The 17,123-nt window shown below is 70.2% G+C and carries 16 protein-coding genes and 2 pseudogenes; 10 read left to right on the forward strand and 8 right to left on the reverse strand.

Annotated features, from left to right (window positions below):
* Positions 1-606, reverse strand: a 606-nt coding sequence (locus tag ACTWQJ_RS26220; RefSeq protein WP_443309020.1) for an alcohol dehydrogenase catalytic domain-containing protein, incomplete at its 3' end; no start/stop codon positions are given.
* 923 nt (positions 607-1,529) lie between these two features.
* Between ACTWQJ_RS26220 and ACTWQJ_RS26225 the strand changes: the two genes are divergently transcribed.
* Both ACTWQJ_RS26225 and ACTWQJ_RS26230 read left to right on the forward strand, forming a co-directional pair.
* On the forward strand, positions 1,530-2,174 hold the full coding sequence (locus tag ACTWQJ_RS26225; RefSeq protein ID WP_443309021.1) for an isochorismatase family protein: 645 nt from the start codon (positions 1,530-1,532) through the stop codon (positions 2,172-2,174).
* A 185-nt stretch (positions 2,175-2,359) separates the two neighbouring features.
* Positions 2,360-2,698 (forward strand): hypothetical protein, encoded by a 339-nt coding sequence (locus ACTWQJ_RS26230; protein WP_443309022.1) that lies wholly within the window; start codon positions 2,360-2,362, stop codon positions 2,696-2,698.
* Here the strand turns inward: ACTWQJ_RS26230 and ACTWQJ_RS26235 are convergent.
* Positions 2,685-3,281, reverse strand: a complete 597-nt coding sequence (locus ACTWQJ_RS26235; RefSeq protein WP_443309023.1) for a YceI family protein — start codon at positions 3,279-3,281, stop codon at positions 2,685-2,687. The genes ACTWQJ_RS26230 and ACTWQJ_RS26235 overlap by 14 nt on opposite strands.
* A gap of 82 nt (positions 3,282-3,363) precedes the next feature.
* Between ACTWQJ_RS26235 and ACTWQJ_RS26240 the strand changes: the two genes are divergently transcribed.
* The 5 genes from ACTWQJ_RS26240 (at position 3,364) to ACTWQJ_RS26260 (ending at position 7,237) form a co-directional block, all read left to right on the forward strand.
* Positions 3,364-4,467, forward strand: a complete 1,104-nt coding sequence (locus tag ACTWQJ_RS26240) for an NAD(P)-dependent alcohol dehydrogenase (protein WP_443309024.1) — start codon at positions 3,364-3,366, stop codon at positions 4,465-4,467.
* A 46-nt stretch (positions 4,468-4,513) separates the two neighbouring features.
* Positions 4,514-4,819, forward strand: a complete 306-nt coding sequence (locus tag ACTWQJ_RS26245; protein WP_443309025.1) for an antibiotic biosynthesis monooxygenase — start codon at positions 4,514-4,516, stop codon at positions 4,817-4,819.
* Positions 4,813-5,724, forward strand: coding sequence for an alpha/beta hydrolase family protein (locus ACTWQJ_RS26250; RefSeq protein ID WP_443309026.1), 912 nt, complete (start codon positions 4,813-4,815; stop codon positions 5,722-5,724). The genes ACTWQJ_RS26245 and ACTWQJ_RS26250 overlap by 7 nt, the downstream gene beginning before the upstream one ends.
* Before the next feature lie 2 nt (positions 5,725-5,726).
* The gene (locus ACTWQJ_RS26255; protein ID WP_443309027.1) at positions 5,727-6,695 is read left to right on the forward strand and encodes an NADPH:quinone reductase; all 969 of its coding nucleotides are present in this window, start codon (positions 5,727-5,729) and stop codon (positions 6,693-6,695) included.
* 173 nt (positions 6,696-6,868) lie between these two features.
* Entirely contained in the window at positions 6,869-7,237 is a 369-nt protein-coding gene (locus ACTWQJ_RS26260) for a hypothetical protein (protein WP_443309028.1), read from the forward strand.
* Positions 7,238-7,244: 7 nt separating this feature from the next.
* Here ACTWQJ_RS26260 and ACTWQJ_RS26265 read toward each other — a convergent pair whose 3' ends face one another.
* Entirely contained in the window at positions 7,245-7,784 is a 540-nt protein-coding gene (locus tag ACTWQJ_RS26265; RefSeq protein ID WP_443309029.1) for a MarR family winged helix-turn-helix transcriptional regulator, read from the reverse strand.
* A gap of 457 nt (positions 7,785-8,241) precedes the next feature.
* Between ACTWQJ_RS26265 and ACTWQJ_RS26270 the strand changes: the two genes are divergently transcribed.
* Positions 8,242-8,751: a nuclear transport factor 2 family protein gene (locus tag ACTWQJ_RS26270; protein WP_443309030.1), complete on the forward strand. Its 510-nt coding sequence runs from the start codon at positions 8,242-8,244 to the stop codon at positions 8,749-8,751.
* Positions 8,752-8,781: 30 nt separating this feature from the next.
* Complete coding sequence (locus ACTWQJ_RS26275; RefSeq protein WP_443309031.1) at positions 8,782-10,332, forward strand: MFS transporter; 1,551 nt, start codon at positions 8,782-8,784, stop codon at positions 10,330-10,332.
* 368 nt (positions 10,333-10,700) lie between these two features.
* Here the strand turns inward: ACTWQJ_RS26275 and ACTWQJ_RS26280 are convergent.
* From ACTWQJ_RS26280 to ACTWQJ_RS26300, 5 genes and pseudogenes are all read right to left on the reverse strand, one after another.
* Positions 10,701-12,337 (reverse strand): annotated as a pseudogene (locus ACTWQJ_RS26280) (IS200/IS605 family accessory protein TnpB-related protein).
* Between the two features lie 184 nt (positions 12,338-12,521).
* Positions 12,522-12,956, reverse strand: a complete 435-nt coding sequence (locus ACTWQJ_RS26285) for a hypothetical protein (RefSeq protein ID WP_443309032.1) — start codon at positions 12,954-12,956, stop codon at positions 12,522-12,524.
* A gap of 601 nt (positions 12,957-13,557) precedes the next feature.
* Positions 13,558-14,063, reverse strand: a pseudogene (locus tag ACTWQJ_RS26290) (helix-turn-helix domain-containing protein); the annotation flags it as partial.
* Positions 14,064-14,420: 357 nt separating this feature from the next.
* On the reverse strand, positions 14,421-15,755 hold the full coding sequence (locus ACTWQJ_RS26295) for a PP2C family protein-serine/threonine phosphatase (protein ID WP_443309033.1): 1,335 nt from the start codon (positions 15,753-15,755) through the stop codon (positions 14,421-14,423).
* Between the two features lie 554 nt (positions 15,756-16,309).
* A complete protein-coding gene (locus tag ACTWQJ_RS26300; protein ID WP_443309034.1) occupies positions 16,310-16,753 on the reverse strand; it encodes a transposase in 444 nt (147 codons plus the stop codon).
* A gap of 134 nt (positions 16,754-16,887) precedes the next feature.
* Between ACTWQJ_RS26300 and ACTWQJ_RS26305 the strand changes: the two genes are divergently transcribed.
* On the forward strand, positions 16,888-17,123 hold a 236-nt coding region (locus tag ACTWQJ_RS26305), incomplete at its 3' end, for a hypothetical protein (protein WP_443309035.1).

Below are 17,123 nucleotides of genomic sequence, written 5' to 3' on the forward strand. Positions count from 1 at the left end.
GCGTTCGGCCCAACCGTCGACGGTGTAGTCGACGACGGTGTCCGCACCGAGACCGCTCACCAGGCGCGTCTTCTCCTCGCCGCCGGCGGCTCCGACGACCTTGGCGCCCGCCCGGAGCGCGGCTTGGACGAACAGTGCGCCCATGCCTCCGGCGGCCGACATCACGAGCACGGTGTCGTCCGGCGTGAGTGCGGCGACCCGCAGGATGCCGAGCGCCGAGGCGCCGGTCGTGAGCATCGCGACGGCCGCCGCGTCGTCCAGGCCGTCGGGCACTGGGTGAGCAGCTCCGGCATCCGCGACCGCGAGCTCGGCGTATCCGCCTCCCCCTTCCAGGGAGGCGACGACGCGGCGCCCCACCCAGGCCTCGTCCACGCCCGCGCCGACGGCGATCACGTCACCGGCGACCTCGGAACCGGGGACGTGGGGCAGTGCAGGGGGCTGATGCCACCCGACGGGCTCACCTCGGAAGAGGGCGCTGTCGGCGACCTGGACGCCGGCAGCGTGGACCTCGATCAGGAGTTGACCGGGACCAGGCGCAGGGTCGGCCGACTCTTCGAAGGTCAGGTTGTCCACAGGGCCGTAGGCGAGCAGTCGTATCGCATGCAACTTGAGGTCCCCCTCTGGTTGTTCGAATCCCCTGCAGTCTCATTCGTCAACCGCGCTTGAGGTCGAGATCGCTTGGTGATCACAACAGACCGCCGACGTTCAGGCTGTCGGTGAGGTGGCCGTGAGAACCCTTGCCGAGTCCGCCATCAACCGAGACGGCATCTTCCTTCCTCTGACAGCCCCGGCCGACGTGATCCGGCGCCGGCTGCTGAACCGCGACACCCAGGCGCCGCCACTGGCGGACATCAGCGCCCTCCTGGCCGCGTACCGCGCAGTCTTCGCCACCCTGGCCGCTTCCGTGCCGTACACATCTTGGACACGACCTGCGAAGCGGCTCCCCCGACCGAATGACGACCTCCAAAGTCCCAGTGGACGCAGCGTGTTCTCAGTGGGCTCCGGCGCCGGCCGCCCCACCGCCCGCCGGAGGAACCGTGGATATTCGCTCTGCTGAAACTGGCGATGGCGCTCCACGATGTCCCTGAGACGTGCGCGGCTCAGGGACACACGGGCGAGGCGGGGCGTGCCCCGGTCGGCCCGCGCGATGAACACGAAGGTCTCCGCCGTGGCGACGAAGAACTCGAACAGGGCAACATGCCTCGGCTTCTCAGATGCATCGGTTCGCGGACCCAGCATGGGCGTGCCGCTCCTGCGCCGGGCGGTGCGGCGGTGCTGTGTTTCGGCGGCAAGGCGCTTGGCCTTGCGTCGGATTCGTTCGCCGAAGGCCTTCAGGTCGGCGGCCGCCAGCGGCAGCTGCGGCCTCCGTCCAAGTGGTGGAAGGGCATGTGATCTTGCCTATCCGTCAGCCCAGGAATAGGCTCCCAGTTAGTCATTATTGTGACTATCACAAGGTTGACTAATGTGGGACTGGGCGGAAGACCGCCCCTTCACCCGGGCGGACGACCGCCCCAGACAGGAGAAGCATCATGAGCGAGCACACCTCCCGAACCGGCCGCTTCCACGAGCCGCTGACCCGCGACAACACCGCCCTGCTGCTCGTCGACCACCAGATCGGTCTGTTCACCGGCGTGCGTGACATCGACGTCGCCACGCTCAAGCACAATGTGGCGGCTCTGGCGAAGGCGGCTCAGGTGCTCGACATCCCCACTGTGGTGACCACCACCATGGCGGACGGGATGTGGGGCCCGCTCGTACCGGAGCTGGCCGAGGTCCTTCCCGCGGGTCTCGAGGTGATCGACCGCAGCACCGTCAACGCCTGGGACGAGCCTCGGGTCCGTCGGGCCGTGGAGGTCACCGGCCGCAAGAAGCTGATCATCGCGGGTATCTCCATCGAGGTGTGCGTCGCCTTCCCGGCGATCTCCGCGACGGCCGCCGGCTATGACGCGTACGCGGCCATCGACGCCTCGGGCACGTTCAGCGAGACCAAGCGCACGGCGGGTCTGCTGCGGATGCAGCAGGCGGGTGTCGTCGTCACCGACTACGCCACCACGATGGTCGAGATCCTCGCCGACAATGCGGACCCGAAGGCCTACGAGGTCTACGGGGCGGTGGACATGCCATTCGCCACCCTCGTCGGGCAGCTGTCCGCCGCTTACTCCAAGACCGGCTGACCCGTCCAGCCGCCGAGCCGCTCCCGCGGGGCACCACCCCGTTGACCGCCCCGCGGGAGCCCCCGGGTGCCGGGCTCTGTCCCCCGCAGGGCCCGGCACCGCCGTCGGCCGGCAGCTGATCCGGCCACTGCCCTACCCCCACCCACCGGCCTTCACGACGCCCTCGAACAGGAGCAGCAACAGTCATGACCTTGTGGAATGTCACCGCCCCGACCGTGCGCACCGTGGGCGACGAGGAAGTGCACGGCACCCAGACATGGGTGGTCCAGGCGCGGTGCAGTGCCGAGGCGGTACGGCAAGTGATCGCCCGCGCTGCCAGTGAGGACGCCGTCCGGCACCGCCGGGGTGCCGCCATCGATCTCACCGCGCTCACCGCCACCCGCTGGACGAGTCCGCACGGGCTGCTGGGACCCACGGTTCCCTGCCCACTGCACCCGCGGGCCGGACACGGCCGGCCGGAGCAGGGTGCGGACACTTCCTCGTCCGCACCCCGTCCGGTCGGGTACGGGACTACCGCTGCCTGACCGCCTCGATCTCGAGTGCGATCTCGACGCCGTCCCCGATCAACGCGCGCCCGCCGGGCAGGGGCACATTGCCCGTCACGCCGAAGTCGGAGCGGCTGATCCGGGTGGACGCCCGGAATCCGGCTCGCGTGCCGCCCCACGGGTCCTCGGCGACGCCGAGGAGCACCAGGTCGAGGGTGACCGGACGGCTCTCACCCCTGATGGTCATGAATCCCTCGACGCTGTATCCACCGTTGTCCTGTACTCGTACTGTGGCGGACTCGAAGTGTGCCGTCGGGTGGGTGTCGGTGTCGAAGTAGTCGGCGCTGCGCAGGTGCTTGTCCCGGTCGGCGTTGCGTGTGTCGACCGACGCGGTGTCGATCTCCGCGCGGACGCTGGACCGTGTCGGGTCGTCCCCGACCGTGATGGTCCCGCCGAAGGGGTCGAAGCTGCCGCGCACGCGGGCCATGGGGTGGCGCGCGGTGAAGCTCGCTTCGGAATGGGCGGGGTTATCCGCCAGACGCCGGTGAGCTGGTCGGTCTCGGCGGGCGGCGCTGTGTTCATGGTGCTCTCTTGGGTGTGTAGGCGCAGGTGAACCGCCCACTCAGTTTATGGTCATAATATTGACGGTCAAGATTAATTACTAATAGGCTGGGGGCCGCCGCAGGAGCGCCGAAGGAGTTGTCATGCCGAAGCTGATCCGAGCCGCCGTCGTACCGGAGCCGGGCGCCGACTTCGAGACCATGGACGTGCTGCTCGACGACCCCCGCGCCGGTGAGGTGCTGGTACGCGTCGAGGCGGTCGGCATCTGCCATGCCGACATCGCCGCCCGGGAGGGGAAGACCCCCTTCCCGCATCCGGCCGTACTGGGGCATGAGGGTGCCGGAGTGGTGGAGACGGTCGGAGCGGGCGTCACCTCGCTGCGCCCCGGTGACAGGGTGGTGCTCACCTTCGCCTCCTGCGGTGCCTGTGCGAGCTGCCGCTCCGGTCTGCCCAGCCAGTGCATGGACTTCCTGTCGCTCAACTTCGCCGCCGGCGCGCGCCCGGACGGCAGCCCGACGCTGTGGCACGGTGACACACCGCTGCACGGGCACTTCTTCGGGCAGTCGTCCTTCGCCACCCATGCGCTGGTCACCGAGCGGAACGCCGTGAAGCTCCCCGACGACGCGCCGCCGGCCACGCTCGCACCCCTCGGCTGCGGCATCCAGACCGGCGCCGGCGCGGTGCTGAACGTGCTGCGGCCGACGCCCGGCGGTTCGGTCGCGGTGTTCGGAGCCGGTGCAGTAGGGCTCGCAGCCGTCATGGCGGCCCGGCTCACCCAGGCCGCGCAGGTCATCGCCGTCGACGTGAACCCCGGCCGGCTGGCCCTGGCCACCGAACTGGGTGCCACCGACACCATCGACGCCCGCACCACCGACCCGGTGGCGGCCATCCGGAAGCTCACCGGCGGTGGAGCCGGTCATGTGCTCGAGAGCAGTGGCAATGTGCTGGTGTTCCGTCAGGCCGTCGACGCCGCGGCCATCGGCGGCGTCATCGGCATCGTGGGCGCGCCCTTCGGACGCGAGGCGGCGGTCGATGTTGCGGACATCGTCAACGCAAGCAAGCGGATCGTGGGAATCGTCGAAGGCGGAGGTGTGCCCCACGTGTTCATCCCGGCCCTGGCCGCACTGCACGCAGCCGGCCGCCTTCCCGTCGAGCGCCTGGTCACCACGTTCCCCTTCGACCGGATCAACGACGCCGCCCGGGCCGCGGCCTCGGGCGAGGCCGTCAAGCCCGTCCTGCTTCTGTGACGTACCGGCTTACCGCGCCGGCACCGTACGACTCTTGAGGATCATCATGACTACCGTAGAACTGACCCGCTTCCGGGTCCCCGCCGAGCGGGCCCAGGAACTTCTCGACGCGCGGCCGGGGATGCTCGAGGCGTTCCGCGCGGACCGGCACGGATTCCTCGGCGCCCAGTTGGTCCGCGTCGACGACGAGCAGTGGCTGGACATCGTGTGGTGGGACGCAGCCGACGACCTGGACGCGTCCAAGGCCAAGGGCGGTAACCTCCCCGCCATCCAGGCGTTCTTCGCGCCGATCAGCGAGCTGCTCAGCTCCGAGCGGGGCACCCTCTCCGACGCGACTGCCCAGCCGTGGTGACCGCCGGGTACGGGCCCGCGCCGTCCCAGGCGGGCGATCTGTATCTTCCACCGGGTGACGGCATCCACCCGGTCGTCGTGCTCATCCACGGCGGGTTCTGGACGGCGATGCTCGACCGCAGCCAACTCGCACCGCTGGCACAGGACTTGGTGACCCGCGGCTACGCTGTCTGGAACATCGACTACCGCGGTCTGGGGGAGGACGGCGGCGGTTGGCCCGGAACGCTGGAGGACGCCGCCGCTGCCGTCGACACTCTGGCCGGTCTCGCAGCGGGGGACCTGCCCGGCGGGCAGACCGCGGCCGATTCCGCCCGGGGCAGGCTGGACCTGGACCGCGCCGTGGCGATCGGGCACTCCGCGGGAGGCCAGCTCGCCCTGTGGCTTGCGTCCCGGCCCGGGCTGCCCGCTGGGGCGCCGGGCAGCGGCAGCCCGGGCGTACCGCTCGCCGCCGCCGTATCACTGGCCGGCGTGCTGGACCTGCGCGCCGCGGACGCCGACGAGTTGGGGGCCCGCTTCGGCGACCCGACCGTACCGCCGCCGGCGAAGGCTCCCGCCCCGGCCCGGCCGGAACTCGCCCCCGCCATCGCGGGCCTGACACCCCACGGGACGACCGCCGCACTGCTCGGTGGCCGCGCCGACGCCATACCCGACCGCTACGCGCTGGCCTCACCACTCGAACGCCTGCCACTCGGTGTGCCCCAGCTCGTCGTCCACGGGGACGCCGATACAGGGGTTCCCCCCACCCAGAGCCGGACGTACGTCACCGCCGCCCGGGAACGAGGAGAACAGGTGGAGTACGTGGAGATCCCGGGCGCGGACCACTTCGACGTCATCGACCCGGACCACCCGTCCTGGCAGGCAGTGGTGCGGCGACTGCCGGACCTGCTCAAGACCGCGGGAGACTGAGCATGCGCGCAGCGTGGTACGAGTCGACGGGCCCCGCGTCCGCGGTGCTGCGGGCCGGCGAGACGGAGGATCCGCAGCCCGGCCCCGGAGAGGTGCGGATCCGTGTGCACGCCTCGGGCATCAACCACGGGGACGTGATCAAGAGGCAGGACTGGATCGGCTACGGCATGGCCTGGCCCCGGGTGATCCCGCACTCGGACGGCGCCGGCGTCATCGACGCCGTGGGCGAGGGCGTTCCCGCCGCCCGGGTGGGGGAGCGCGTGTGGTGCTACGACGCACAGTCGTACCGGCCCTTCGGTACGGCCGCCGGCTATGTGACCGTGCCCGCCGAGAAGGCGGTGCACCTCCCCGACGGCGTCTCCTTCGAGCAGGGCGCCTGTCTCGGGATCTCCGGGATCACCGCGCACCGCGCCCTGTTCATGGACGGTCCGCTGCGGGACGCCTGGGTGCTCGTCACCGGTGCCACCGGTGCGGTCGGCCGCTCAGCGGTTGCCCTCGCCCGGCGCGGCGGGGCGCGGGTGATCGCCACCGTCCGCCGGCCGGGCCCGGTACCCGGCGCAGACCATGTGCTCCTGGCGGACGGCACGCTGCCTGCCCGGGTGAAGGAGTTGACCGCAGGGCGGGGGGTCGACCGGGTGCTCGAGGTGGCCTTCGGGGCCAACGCGGACACCGATCTGGAGCTCCTCGCCGTGGGAGGGGTGATCGCCGCCTACGCCACCGACGAGGCACGCCCGGCCATCCCCTTCTGGCAGCTGGGCTTCTCCAACGTCACCGTGCACTTCCTGGGAAGCGACGACTTCCCCGCCGCGGCCAAGCAAGTGGCGGCCGAGGAACTGAGCGCCGCGGCCGCCGCGAAGGCATTGGTCCACCCCATCGCTCACCGCTACCCGCTGGAGGACATCGCCGCCGCTCATGAAGCAGTTGAAAGCGGTAGCGCCGGAGGGCGCATCGTGGTCGTTCCCGGCCTGTGACGACGCAGACCGTCCGCCTGAGCGAATGGGGTATAGTAAGAATCGTGACTATCACCGATGCTGACCACTGGCTGGATGCTGCGGCAGACCGTGCCGGAGGACTGGCGCCGAGGGCTCGCGGTGCTGGCGCACCCGGACGACTTGGAGTTCGGGGCCTCACCGGCGATCGCCCGGTGGACGCCCAGGGCAAGACCGTGGCCGACCTGCTGGTCACCCGTGGCGAGGCCGGCCACCGCGCCGTGGGCCCCGCGCCGATCGACGCGGCGAACCGGTGGGTGTGCCCCGAACTGCTCGACGAAGGACTCCGGTCGAGGTCCGGAGTCCGCTACGCCATGTTCAGCTCGTCACCGGAGGCCGAGTACTTCACCGACGACACGGCGCACCTCGACCGGGGAGTGAAATCCTTGGCTGCACACGAGGCGTACCTCGGCAACCTCTCGGGAGGATTCGAGCCGGAGCGGTTCCTGCGCCGTCAGGCCGTCGATGTCGGGCGCCGTGCGGGAGTGCTGCCGGTGGTCGCCTGCGAAGTGGTCCCGCTGTGAGCCGGGGTCAGCGACCGGTGCCCTTGCGCGGCTCCCGTCTGCTGGCCGCGGCCTCGTCGAACTGCGCGAGCTGCTGGCCGGTGATCTCCCGGAAGGCGTCCTTGAAGGCCGCGTACTGCCGCTCGCCGATCGACTCCGCGTGCCGCTGCTCGATGGCGGTCATGATCGCGTCCGACTTCTTCATCTGGTCCCGCCCCCGGCGAGTGGGGACGATCAACTTGGCCCGCCGGTCCCGGGGGTCGGGCCGACGCTCCACGTACTCCAGGGCTTCCAGCTCGTCGATCAGGTTGCCGATGACCTGCTTATGAGTGCCCGACTGCCGCGACAGCTCCGTCGCCCGGCTGCCCTCCTCGTCGAGAAAGCCCATCACGGCGCCGTGCTGCGGACGCAGGTCGGGATGCCCCTGCTCGGCCAGCGTGTCGAAGAGCTCCTTCTGGACCGAGAAGAGCAGTCGCGTGGACAGAATCCCGAGATCCGGATCCTTGAGCTTCCGTTCGCTGCGCCGCACTATGACACCTTCCTCGTCACCGTTATTGACTGTCACCATCAGTAATAATAATGGTCACGGAGGGCGTGGTCAGGACTGCCGCCGCAGGCCCGGCGTGGATCCGTCCGTTCTCTTCTCTGCGCGGCACCCACGTTGGCCCACCGCATGCCCCGCTGACTCCGGCCGGCGGGCTGTGTCCGGCCCAGTGTGTCGTCGAAGACGGCCGGCGGAGGGGTAGGAGTCCTCCTCGTCCTTTCGGCCGCCGCCCGGCTGCCGGAGGCCCCTGCCCGGATCGACGCCGCCGCCCGGTCGGCTTGCCGGGGCCGCGGTTTGCCGAAGAAGGCCTACCCCTCGTCCGGGAGCGCCCGTAAGCGGGGTGCTCGTCGGCGGGCTTCGCGCTGACCGGCTCCCGATTCCTCCGGCGCTGGACGCCGCACCTCGGGCTGGAATACGATCAACTTAGTCATGATTATGACTATCAAGAATCTGACTAAGATCGGATCGTGAAGGAGTCGACATGAGTGCCATCCGGAGGGCGGCCGCACCCGTCGTCGGTGTGCTGGTGGGTGCTGTGGCAGCCACGAGCCTGCTGCTGGGCGGGAATGCCACCGCCACGGAGAGCAACGTTGCTGGTGACCGGTTCGCCATCCGCGAGGTGATAGACCGTCACCAGATGTACATCGATCTGCGGGACGCCGACAGCTACGCCAACCTGTATGCCAAGGACGGTCACTACCGGAGCCCCTTCGGCTCCGCCGACGGCCGCAGCGAGATCAAGGCCATGTTCATCGACCTGGCCGAGAAGGGCTTTACCAAGGGCAAGCGGCACATGACCGGCCCCGCCATGATCGAGGTCAACGGCGCGACCGCCACCGCCCGTTCCTGGTACTGGGTCGCAGAGACCGAGGCGGAGCACGCCGTCTACGCCACCGGCACCTACACCGACAAGCTCCGCAAGGTGAACGGCAAGTGGGAGATCGTCCAGCGCGTACAGGCGCTGGACGAGCTTGCGCCCAACAGCCAGTAACTCCGCCGATCGGAGCGCTCTGCCAGTCGTTTGCTCCGCTCGCTCGTCGAGCTGACTGCCGTCACCGTGCCGCGCTCTCGCGGCGCGGTGACGGTCCAGCCGGTCGCCCGTCCCACATCAGAGGTCGTCATGCCCCAGGAAGACCGAACCACCGCCCTTCCCCCCGTCCCGCCCGCGGGCAGTCGCCCGGACACCGCCCCGCCCGCCGGTCGTGTGGTCGCCGCACTCGCCGTTGCGGTGCTGGCCTACGGGCTGTTGCAGACGCTGGTCGCTCCTGCCCTGCCCGCGTTCCGGGACCATTTCGGGGTGAGCGGCGACTGGTCCGCGTGGGTGTTCACCCTCTACCTGCTGTCCGGCGCCGTACTGACGCCGGTGCTCGCCCGTCTCGGCGACCGACGCGGCAAGCGCCGGGTACTGCTCGCCACGCTTGCCGTCTTCGGCGCCGGCACCGTGCTGGCCGCCCTCGCCTGGAACTTCCCCGTCCTGTTGCTGGCACGCGCGGCGCAGGGAGCTGGGGCGGCGGCACTTCCCCTGTCCTTCGCCCTCGTCAGCATGCTGCTTCCCAGACAACGGATCGGCCAAGGCCTCGGCATCGTCTCCGCGATGATCGGAGCGGGCACCGCCCTGGGCTTCGTCATCGGCGGCCTCCTGGTCGACCACGCTTCCTGGAGGTGGATGTTCGCGGTGCTCGCCGGCGTCATCGCGGTCGCCTTCGTGCTGGTGGCCCGATGGATACCGGACGACGCATCGCGCCGGGACGAACCTCAGGACGTGCCGGGAACACTCCTGCTCTCCCTCGGTTTGGTGGCCCTGCTGCTCGCCATCACCCAGGGCTCGCACGCAGGGTGGCTTTCCGCCCCGGTGCTCGGCCTCTTCCTCGCCGCGGCCGTCTTCCTGGCCGCCCTGGCCGTGGCCGAACAGCGCACCCGGCACCCGCTGCTCGAACCGAGTGTCCTCCTCCAGCGGTCGATGCTGCTGACTCACTCGGCCGCCGCGCTCTTCTACGCCGCGGCACTGATCTTCTTCCTTCTCGTGCCGACGCTCGCCCAACTGCCCGCCCACGGGCCCGAAGGCGCCACACGGGGATTCGGCTTCAGCATCACCGCCGCGGGCCTGCTGATGCTGCCCTCCGCACTGCTGCAGATCCTTGTGGCGCCGGTCGTGCCCCGCCTGGAGCGAGCCTTCGGTCACCGTGCACCGCTGCTTGGAGGGCTGGTGCTGGTACTGGCGGGAAGCACCGCGCTGGCGCTGTGGCACGCAACACCGGCGCAGATCCTCGCCGATTCCCTACTGCTGGGAGCCGGAGCCGCCGCGAGCTTCGCGGCGCTGCCCTCACTCGTGGCCCGCTTCGCGCCGCACCACGCGATCGCGACCGCCAACGGCCTCAACACCGTCGTCAGGACAGTCGGCGGCGTCATCGGAACCCAGGTCGCGATCGCGATCCTGAGCAGCCACTCGGTCGCCGACTCCGAACTGCCGCGCGAAGGCGCGTTCACCATCGTGTTCGCCCTCGGCGCCGTGTTCGCGGCGATCGGTGTCGCAGTGGTCCTCTTCCTGCCGCGCTCGGCCACCAGGTCGTGAGATTCGGGGCTGCGACGGTCGCGAGTCCCCGGGCACGGCTTCGCGCGGTCATACGCAGGCCCCTGAACGCGCTCACCACTCCCGATCAGCCCTCAATACTCCGGCCACTCCACGGAGTTGTCGCGCTCGCGACCTTCTGCGCCCCGCTTTACAGTGTGTTGCAGAAGGTGAGCGCTGCAGCGGGTACGCCTCAGTGGCCCTGGAAAGGGGAACCAAGGGGGCAGACACGCCCGTCTGCAGTTCCCTTACAGCGCTGTCCGGACCGAGGGGCCGTCGCCCGTGTCCATGTGGCCCGGCGGAACCCCGGCCTAGCGTCCGCCGCAGGGGGCTGCCTCCGGGATGCTCGACGACCACCAGCGGTACCGTTCCTAAAGACTGAGCGGGAGTGGATCCTGGTGCCAGGACTCGTGCTCGGCCGAACGCCCCGAACGGTGTTGGGTGTTCTGGTCGCCCGCTTTCGCCCGCGGGTCCGGTGACACGGATCGTGTCCGTGGTCCGGGGATGCGGGGGCGGGTTTCCTCGCGTCCTTGGTCGCCACAACTGGCCTGGACGGTCCGATGCCCCTGTCCATCGCTCTGGTGGGCAGGGGGCGGTGCCGTCCGTCGCCGGATGCGGTGCCCAAGGGCGCGTCGTCCGATCGCCACAGCTGCGGCGTCGTGACGGGTGGTCTTGCGATGCTGCGTGGTGAGGGGCTTCTGCCAGTGCTCGGCGCCCCAGCGTGAGGTGTAGGCGGGATCGACCGCGACGACGGTGATTCCCAGCTCGGCGGCCATGCTCACCAGCCGTGCCCGCAGCCTGGACACGGGCATGCCGGAGATGAGCGTGCGGAACCGCTTGCGCCGACCGTGCTTCTCCCTGGTTTTCTCCGCCTGGAAGTCCAGGTCCTCGATGGCGATCGCGAGGCCGTGCCGGGCGGCCCAGTGCAGGAGACGGATCAGGGCGTGCCGGACCTGGGCGTCCCGGTGGGAGGCCGGCCCGGACAGGTCGTAGCAGAACCGGCGTGGCTCGCCGACCGGGTTGCCGTGCCGGTCCAGGCGCCAGGCGGCGAGGTGGTCGGCGTTGGCGTCGACGCCGACCAGGCCGCCGGTGCGGGCCTGGGTCAGGGGTACGGTCCTCACCGGCGGGATCGTCCAGGACGCGGTGAGGTACCAGCGGTCCCGGCCCACGTCCAGGTGGATGCGGTAGGCGACGGCACGGTTCGCCGACACCCGGTCGGCCCATTCCTCGCCCCGGTGGCGGAAGGCGACGGCGGGGGTGAGGACGTACCGGCCGTACCCGCGGTTGGCCAGGTGGGCGAGCGGGCCGGGAGTTTGATGCTCACCTCCCCGTCCGGGGTGACGCGGATCGTCTCGTTCCCGAACCGCTTGCCGCTCTCGCCGTCGGCCTGGCAGAACCAGCGCGCGGCCTCCCACCGCACACGCCATGCGTCCTCGGTGAGCCGGGCCTGCTCCAGGTGGTGCCGGGTGCCCAGCAGCCGCTTGCCGCCACATGCCACGCGGACGCGTCCGGCCTCGCGGTCGGCCCGTGCGGCGGCCAGCCGGTCCTCCAGCACGTGCAGGCGGCGGGTCTTGGCGAACCACTCCTGCCGGGAGCGGTAGCCGCCCGGCGCCCGCTTCGTCCCCTTCTCGCCCACCGGCAGCGACAGCCGGTGCGCGATGGTGCGCACACCGGCCTCCAGGCCCTGGACGTGAGCGAGCTGCGCACGCCGCGACAGCGCCCACTGGTCATGCGTGGCCCTGGTGATACTGCCCGCCCACCGCGCCGAGGACTGCTCGGTCAGCGCGCGTTTGCGCTGCGCCCACGTGTCCGTGGAGTGCCCCAGCCCATCGGCACAGCGCCGCTTCAGGTCGCGGGAAGCCAGCGACCCGAGATGCGCGCCGACCAGCCTCAGCACCTCCTCGTCCCCAGCGGTCAGGCCCTTGAGCCGGGTGCGGATCGCGACACCGGACGGGCCGAGGACGACGAACGGCGCCGACAGGTCACGCGGCACGCCCACCACCCCCATCCGCACGGCCCGCACACGCCTGTCACCCCACCCAACGACTGCACCCGCGAAAAGGTCACGCATTCGATCCGGGAGCTCCCGTTCCCCTGCGGAAACCGTGCACGCCACAGCCCGGACAGCCAGTCACACACGCCAGAACGCACTTATACGCACTCGGCCAACACCAGCTCACAACCCCCACGCCTCATGCACCGTGATCGGGCTGCGCCTCAGGCTGGTCCGCGGACTGCTTGCTGGAGGGGGCCTTGGATGTCTGGTCGGGTGTGTCGGGGGCGGTGTAGAAGACGGAGGTGCCCTGCTTGCTGCGCTGGGCCTGACCCTTGGCCACCAGGTTCTCCAAAGTGGTACGCACGACGGTGGTCTTGATGCCCCGTTCCGGATGCGTCTGGCCGAGCCCGGTGGCGATCTCCGCCGCGGAACGCGGCTCGCTCTGCTCGCCGAGATGACCGCGCACCAGGTCGACCAGCGTCGGCTGAGCCTGCTCCACGGCCGCGGCCCGGCCCTTGCCCGCCGTGCCCGCGGCCCGCCTCCCGGTCTTCGCCCGGCCGGAGGCGGCGCTGGCCTTTCCCCGCGTCGTGCTGCCCGGGCCGGAGGTGGCCTTCTTCCAGGGTGCAGGCACCGCAGCCGCGGGTGCGACGGCAGGCTGGGCGGGCTGGGGGCCTGGGCGGGGGAGGGGGTGAGGCCGAGTGCCTGCTGCATGCTGACCAGCACGGTGTGGTCGCGCTGCAATGTGGCCAACTGCTCCTGCAGGACCGCGATCTCGGTGCCGATACGTTCCTGCTCCTTGAGATTGCTCTCCAGGTCGCTGCTCACCTGGGCGGCGTACTGCGCTGCCAGGTCACTGGCGGCGGTGTTCTCGGACATGATGCTGACCCTTTCTGCCGGCTGACCGGCCGACGAACTGGCACGAGACCCGCTGACGCGGCGGCAAGAAGGCGCCCCACGCCCTACGCGTGCAGGAGACCGAGAACGGCGCGCTGGTAGACGGCGTACACCGTGGGCAGTTCCGCGAGGTGGGCGCGCTCGTCGATGCCGTGCAGTCCCTCGTACGGCAGGCCGAACCCGGCGGTGGCCGGGATGCCCTCGCCTGCCAGGAGGTTGCCGATGTTCGACGGCCCCGCCGTCTTCGCCTTGACCGCGAGCCCGGCCTCGGCGGCCGCGTTCAGCAGGGCGGCGGCGGGCTGTTCGTCCTCGGTGAGGCGGAAGGCCGGCCAGGCCGCGACGGTGTCTTTCGCGCCGGACAGCTCCCATGCCTTGCAGTCGTTGCGGTTGCCGGCGACTGGTCGGCCGGCCGCGACGACGAGCCGGGTGTCGGCGTCGATGACGACCTGGTGGTTGGTGGAGTACCGGTGGTTCTTGGACTGCTCGGCGATGGTGTGGTCGCGGGTGGGGACCAGGGTGCCGTCCCCGGTCAGCACGGTGTTCTTGCGGGACCGCTTGCGCTGCTGGAGCGCGAGCGAGGGCCCGAGGTGGTCGATGATGCGGTCGGCGGCCGACTTGGACACCCCGAACAGCGGGGCCGGTTGGCGCAGGGTGAGGTTCGTCCGCCGGTACGCGGCGGCCAGGAGCACGCGGTCCTCCAGCGGCAGGCTCCAGGGGCGGCCCTTGCGCACCGGTCCGCACCCTCACGCCGCAAAGCGGTGATCAGCTTGCCGAACTGACGCGGGCTCGGCCCGCTGAACGGGGCTGTCCAGGAGGGCTCCGACGCCGTGATCACACCAGACACAGCAAGATCATCTCACCCGTGACCAGCAGTTACGGGACAGGCCTTAGCTGGGCAGCGAATCAACGACCTGCGTCGCCTCGGAAGAGGTGTGCATCAAGGCCCTCGAGCGCATTGACGCGATCACCGTCCTCCGAGAGATGCAGGCGGAGGGCATGACCTTGGTGACGCACGGCGGAGAACTCTCCGCAGGCTCGCTGCACGCTCTGCAGGAGATCGTCAGCAAGAGGGGCCGCCACGGCCCGCGGCGAACGACTGGCGTCCGACCTCGTCGGAGCTCCACCTCGACGACGGTGCTGCCGTCAGCCGGCCGGACTGCGCCGACCGTGCCGGCGCAGGTGAACCTGAGGGCTTTGCAGGTCAGCTGTGTGGGGTGCGCAGGGCGAGGATGGCCATGTCGTCGTGGCCGTCGCTGGGGTGGTGGTCGGCCAGCGTCTGCACGAATTCCTGCAGGGGCAGGGCAGCGTAGGCGGCGCCAAGTGCGGCGAGTGCTGTCAAGCCCTCGTCGACCGGATGGTCAGGGTGCTCGATGAGCCCGTCGGTGAAGAACACTACGGTGGCGCCCGGTGGCAGGGGATGGGTGTGATCGGGGCGGTGGAGTTCGGTGTTCACGGCGAGGGGCAGGCCCGGCTCGGCGTGAAGGTATTGCGCCTGCCGGTCGGGAGTGACCAGGAGGGGCGGGAGATGGCCGGCGCTGCTCCAGTGCAGTGTCCAGCCGCCGTCTTCGGGTTCGATGCGTCCCAGACAGGCGGTGGTGACAGGCGCGTTGGCGACGGCGTGCAGGGTGCGGTCGAGCTGGCGCAGTACGCCGCTGGGCGGGGTGAGGCGGTCGAACAGCAGGGCGCGCAGCATGCTGCGCGCCTGGGCCATGGCAGCGGCTGCACGGAGGTCGTGTCCGACGACGTCGCCGATGACGACCGCGCACGCGTTGTCGGGCAGCCAGATGGCGTCGTACCAGTCTCCGCCGAGGTGGCCGGGGGTGGGGGCGGGGCGGTAGATGGCGGCGGCGGTGAAGGGATGCAGGTCGGGCAGCGTGGGCAGCAGCAGCCGCTGGAAGTTTTCGGCACTGTCGCGGATCTGCCCGAACAGACGGGCGTTTTCGATCGCGATGCCGGCGGCGCCGGCCAGGGTGATGAGGATGTCCTCGTCGTCACGGTCGAAGGGCCGCCCGTCGTATCGCTGGGACAGGTAGAGGTCGCCGTAGATCGTGCCGCGGACGCTGATGGCCACGCCGAGGAGAGTGCGCATGTGGGGGTGGCCGGGCGGGAATCCGACGGAGGCGGGGTGGGAGGGAATGTCATCGACGCGCAGAGGTTCCGGATGGTGGATCAGGTGTCCGAGCACGCCGCGTCCGCGGGGGAACTCGATCCCGGCCAGGGCGTCGAACTCGGGTTCGCTCAGGCCGGCGGTGATGAACTGCTCGAGCTCCTCACCGGACTCGTCCAGCACACCCAGCGCCCCGTAGCGGGCGGCGACCAGACTCATGGCGGTGGTGACGATACGGTGCAGCACCGAGGGCAGATCCGTCTCCCGGCTGATGGCCAGCACCGCGTCCAGGAGCCCCTGCATCCGGTCCCTGACGGTCGCCAGTTCCCGTAGCTGCCCGGCAATCTGCGACAGCTCATCCAGCTGGGCGTCCAGCCGAACGAAGTCGGGAACGCGCGGCTGCTCGGGTTCTCCTTCTCTGCCCGCCATCACGCACACCTGACGGTACGCTGCTCGGTCCCGGTGGCCTTCCGGCGGTCGGGACGAATCCGCTCATACACCCACTCACCCGAGCGGTTCACACTGGCCTCCAGGCATGCTCATGATCAAATAAGGTCAACAGTGTGCACGGCTGAACACCCCCAAACTGCACATTACTCCACAAGCGGCATGCCATCCGTGCCGAAAGCCCGGGCCCGCTCGGGCGCGCCGCGCTCCGGATCGACGGCGTTGATCGATGCTGACGGCGGGAAACCGCCTTGCAGGCCGGCGCCCTGACCGCCGACGCTGTTGCGGTCGAAGCCCGCAAAGCCGCCCAGGAAGACGACTCTGCCCGGCCTTCGACCGATGCGCCGCCTCCTGAACCGTTCACCGGACCGCAGGTCACCTCTCTGACCCAGCACCGTCTGGCGGCACTGCCTGCCGACACCCGCCCCCTTCCCTCGGTCGCCGCCTACGACCAGCTGCGAAGGTCGAGGGGCTGCGGTCGAAGGCGAAGCGTCTGGTGGAGCGGGGGTGGGCCCGGTAGGTGCGGCCCGGAGTGTTTACTGCGCTCGCGACGGCCGACTGAAGGCAGCTGGGCGGCGTCCGGCCAGGCGGCTGCCCATGAGCATGGTCATCGACCACAGCACCATGGACTCGTGCATGGCGGGCAGCGTCTCGACATCGCGCACCAGACGGCGCGAACGCATCAGCCGGCTCAGCGTTCTCTCCATGACCCACCTGCGCGGGAGCACCACGAAGCCTGTGGTGTCGTCGGAGCGTTTGACGATGTCGAGGCTGATCTGGAGTTTCTCGGCCGCCCAGTCGACGAGCCGGCCCGCGTATCCGTCGTCCGCCCAGATGAGGCGGATGGAGAAGTACAGCTTGCGCAGCCGCTGAAGCAGCCCGACGGCCGCGTCCAGGTCCTGTACGCTCGCCGCGGTCACCATCACCACCAAAACCAGGCCGAGGCAGTCGACCACCAGGTGCTGCTTGCGGCCGGCCACCTCTTCCCGCCGTCCCAACCGGACGTCGAGCGGGGGATGTTCGCTGCTGCCTGCAGTGACTGCGAGTCCACGATCGCCGCACTCGGGTCCACCGTGCGGCCCTCCGTTTCCCGGACACGGTCACGCAGCCGGTCGTGCAGTTCGGTGAGCAGGCCCTGGATCTGCCAGCGGCGGGCGAAGGCATGCACCCGCCGATACGGCGGGAAGTCTGCGGGCAGGTTGGCCCACTTAACACCGTTGTCGCAATGCCGTTGCTTGAGCTACTGAAGTATCGCGGGCGTAAGGGTGATGACCTTCTCCGGAACCTGTCGTGTGCCTCGCCTGACCTGGTCTTTCTTGCGCACGATGTACTGCGAGACCGGATGGCGGG

Source organism: Streptomyces sp. KR55 (assembly GCF_052245645.1).
GTDB lineage: Bacteria > Actinomycetota > Actinomycetes > Streptomycetales > Streptomycetaceae > Streptomyces > Streptomyces flavusporus.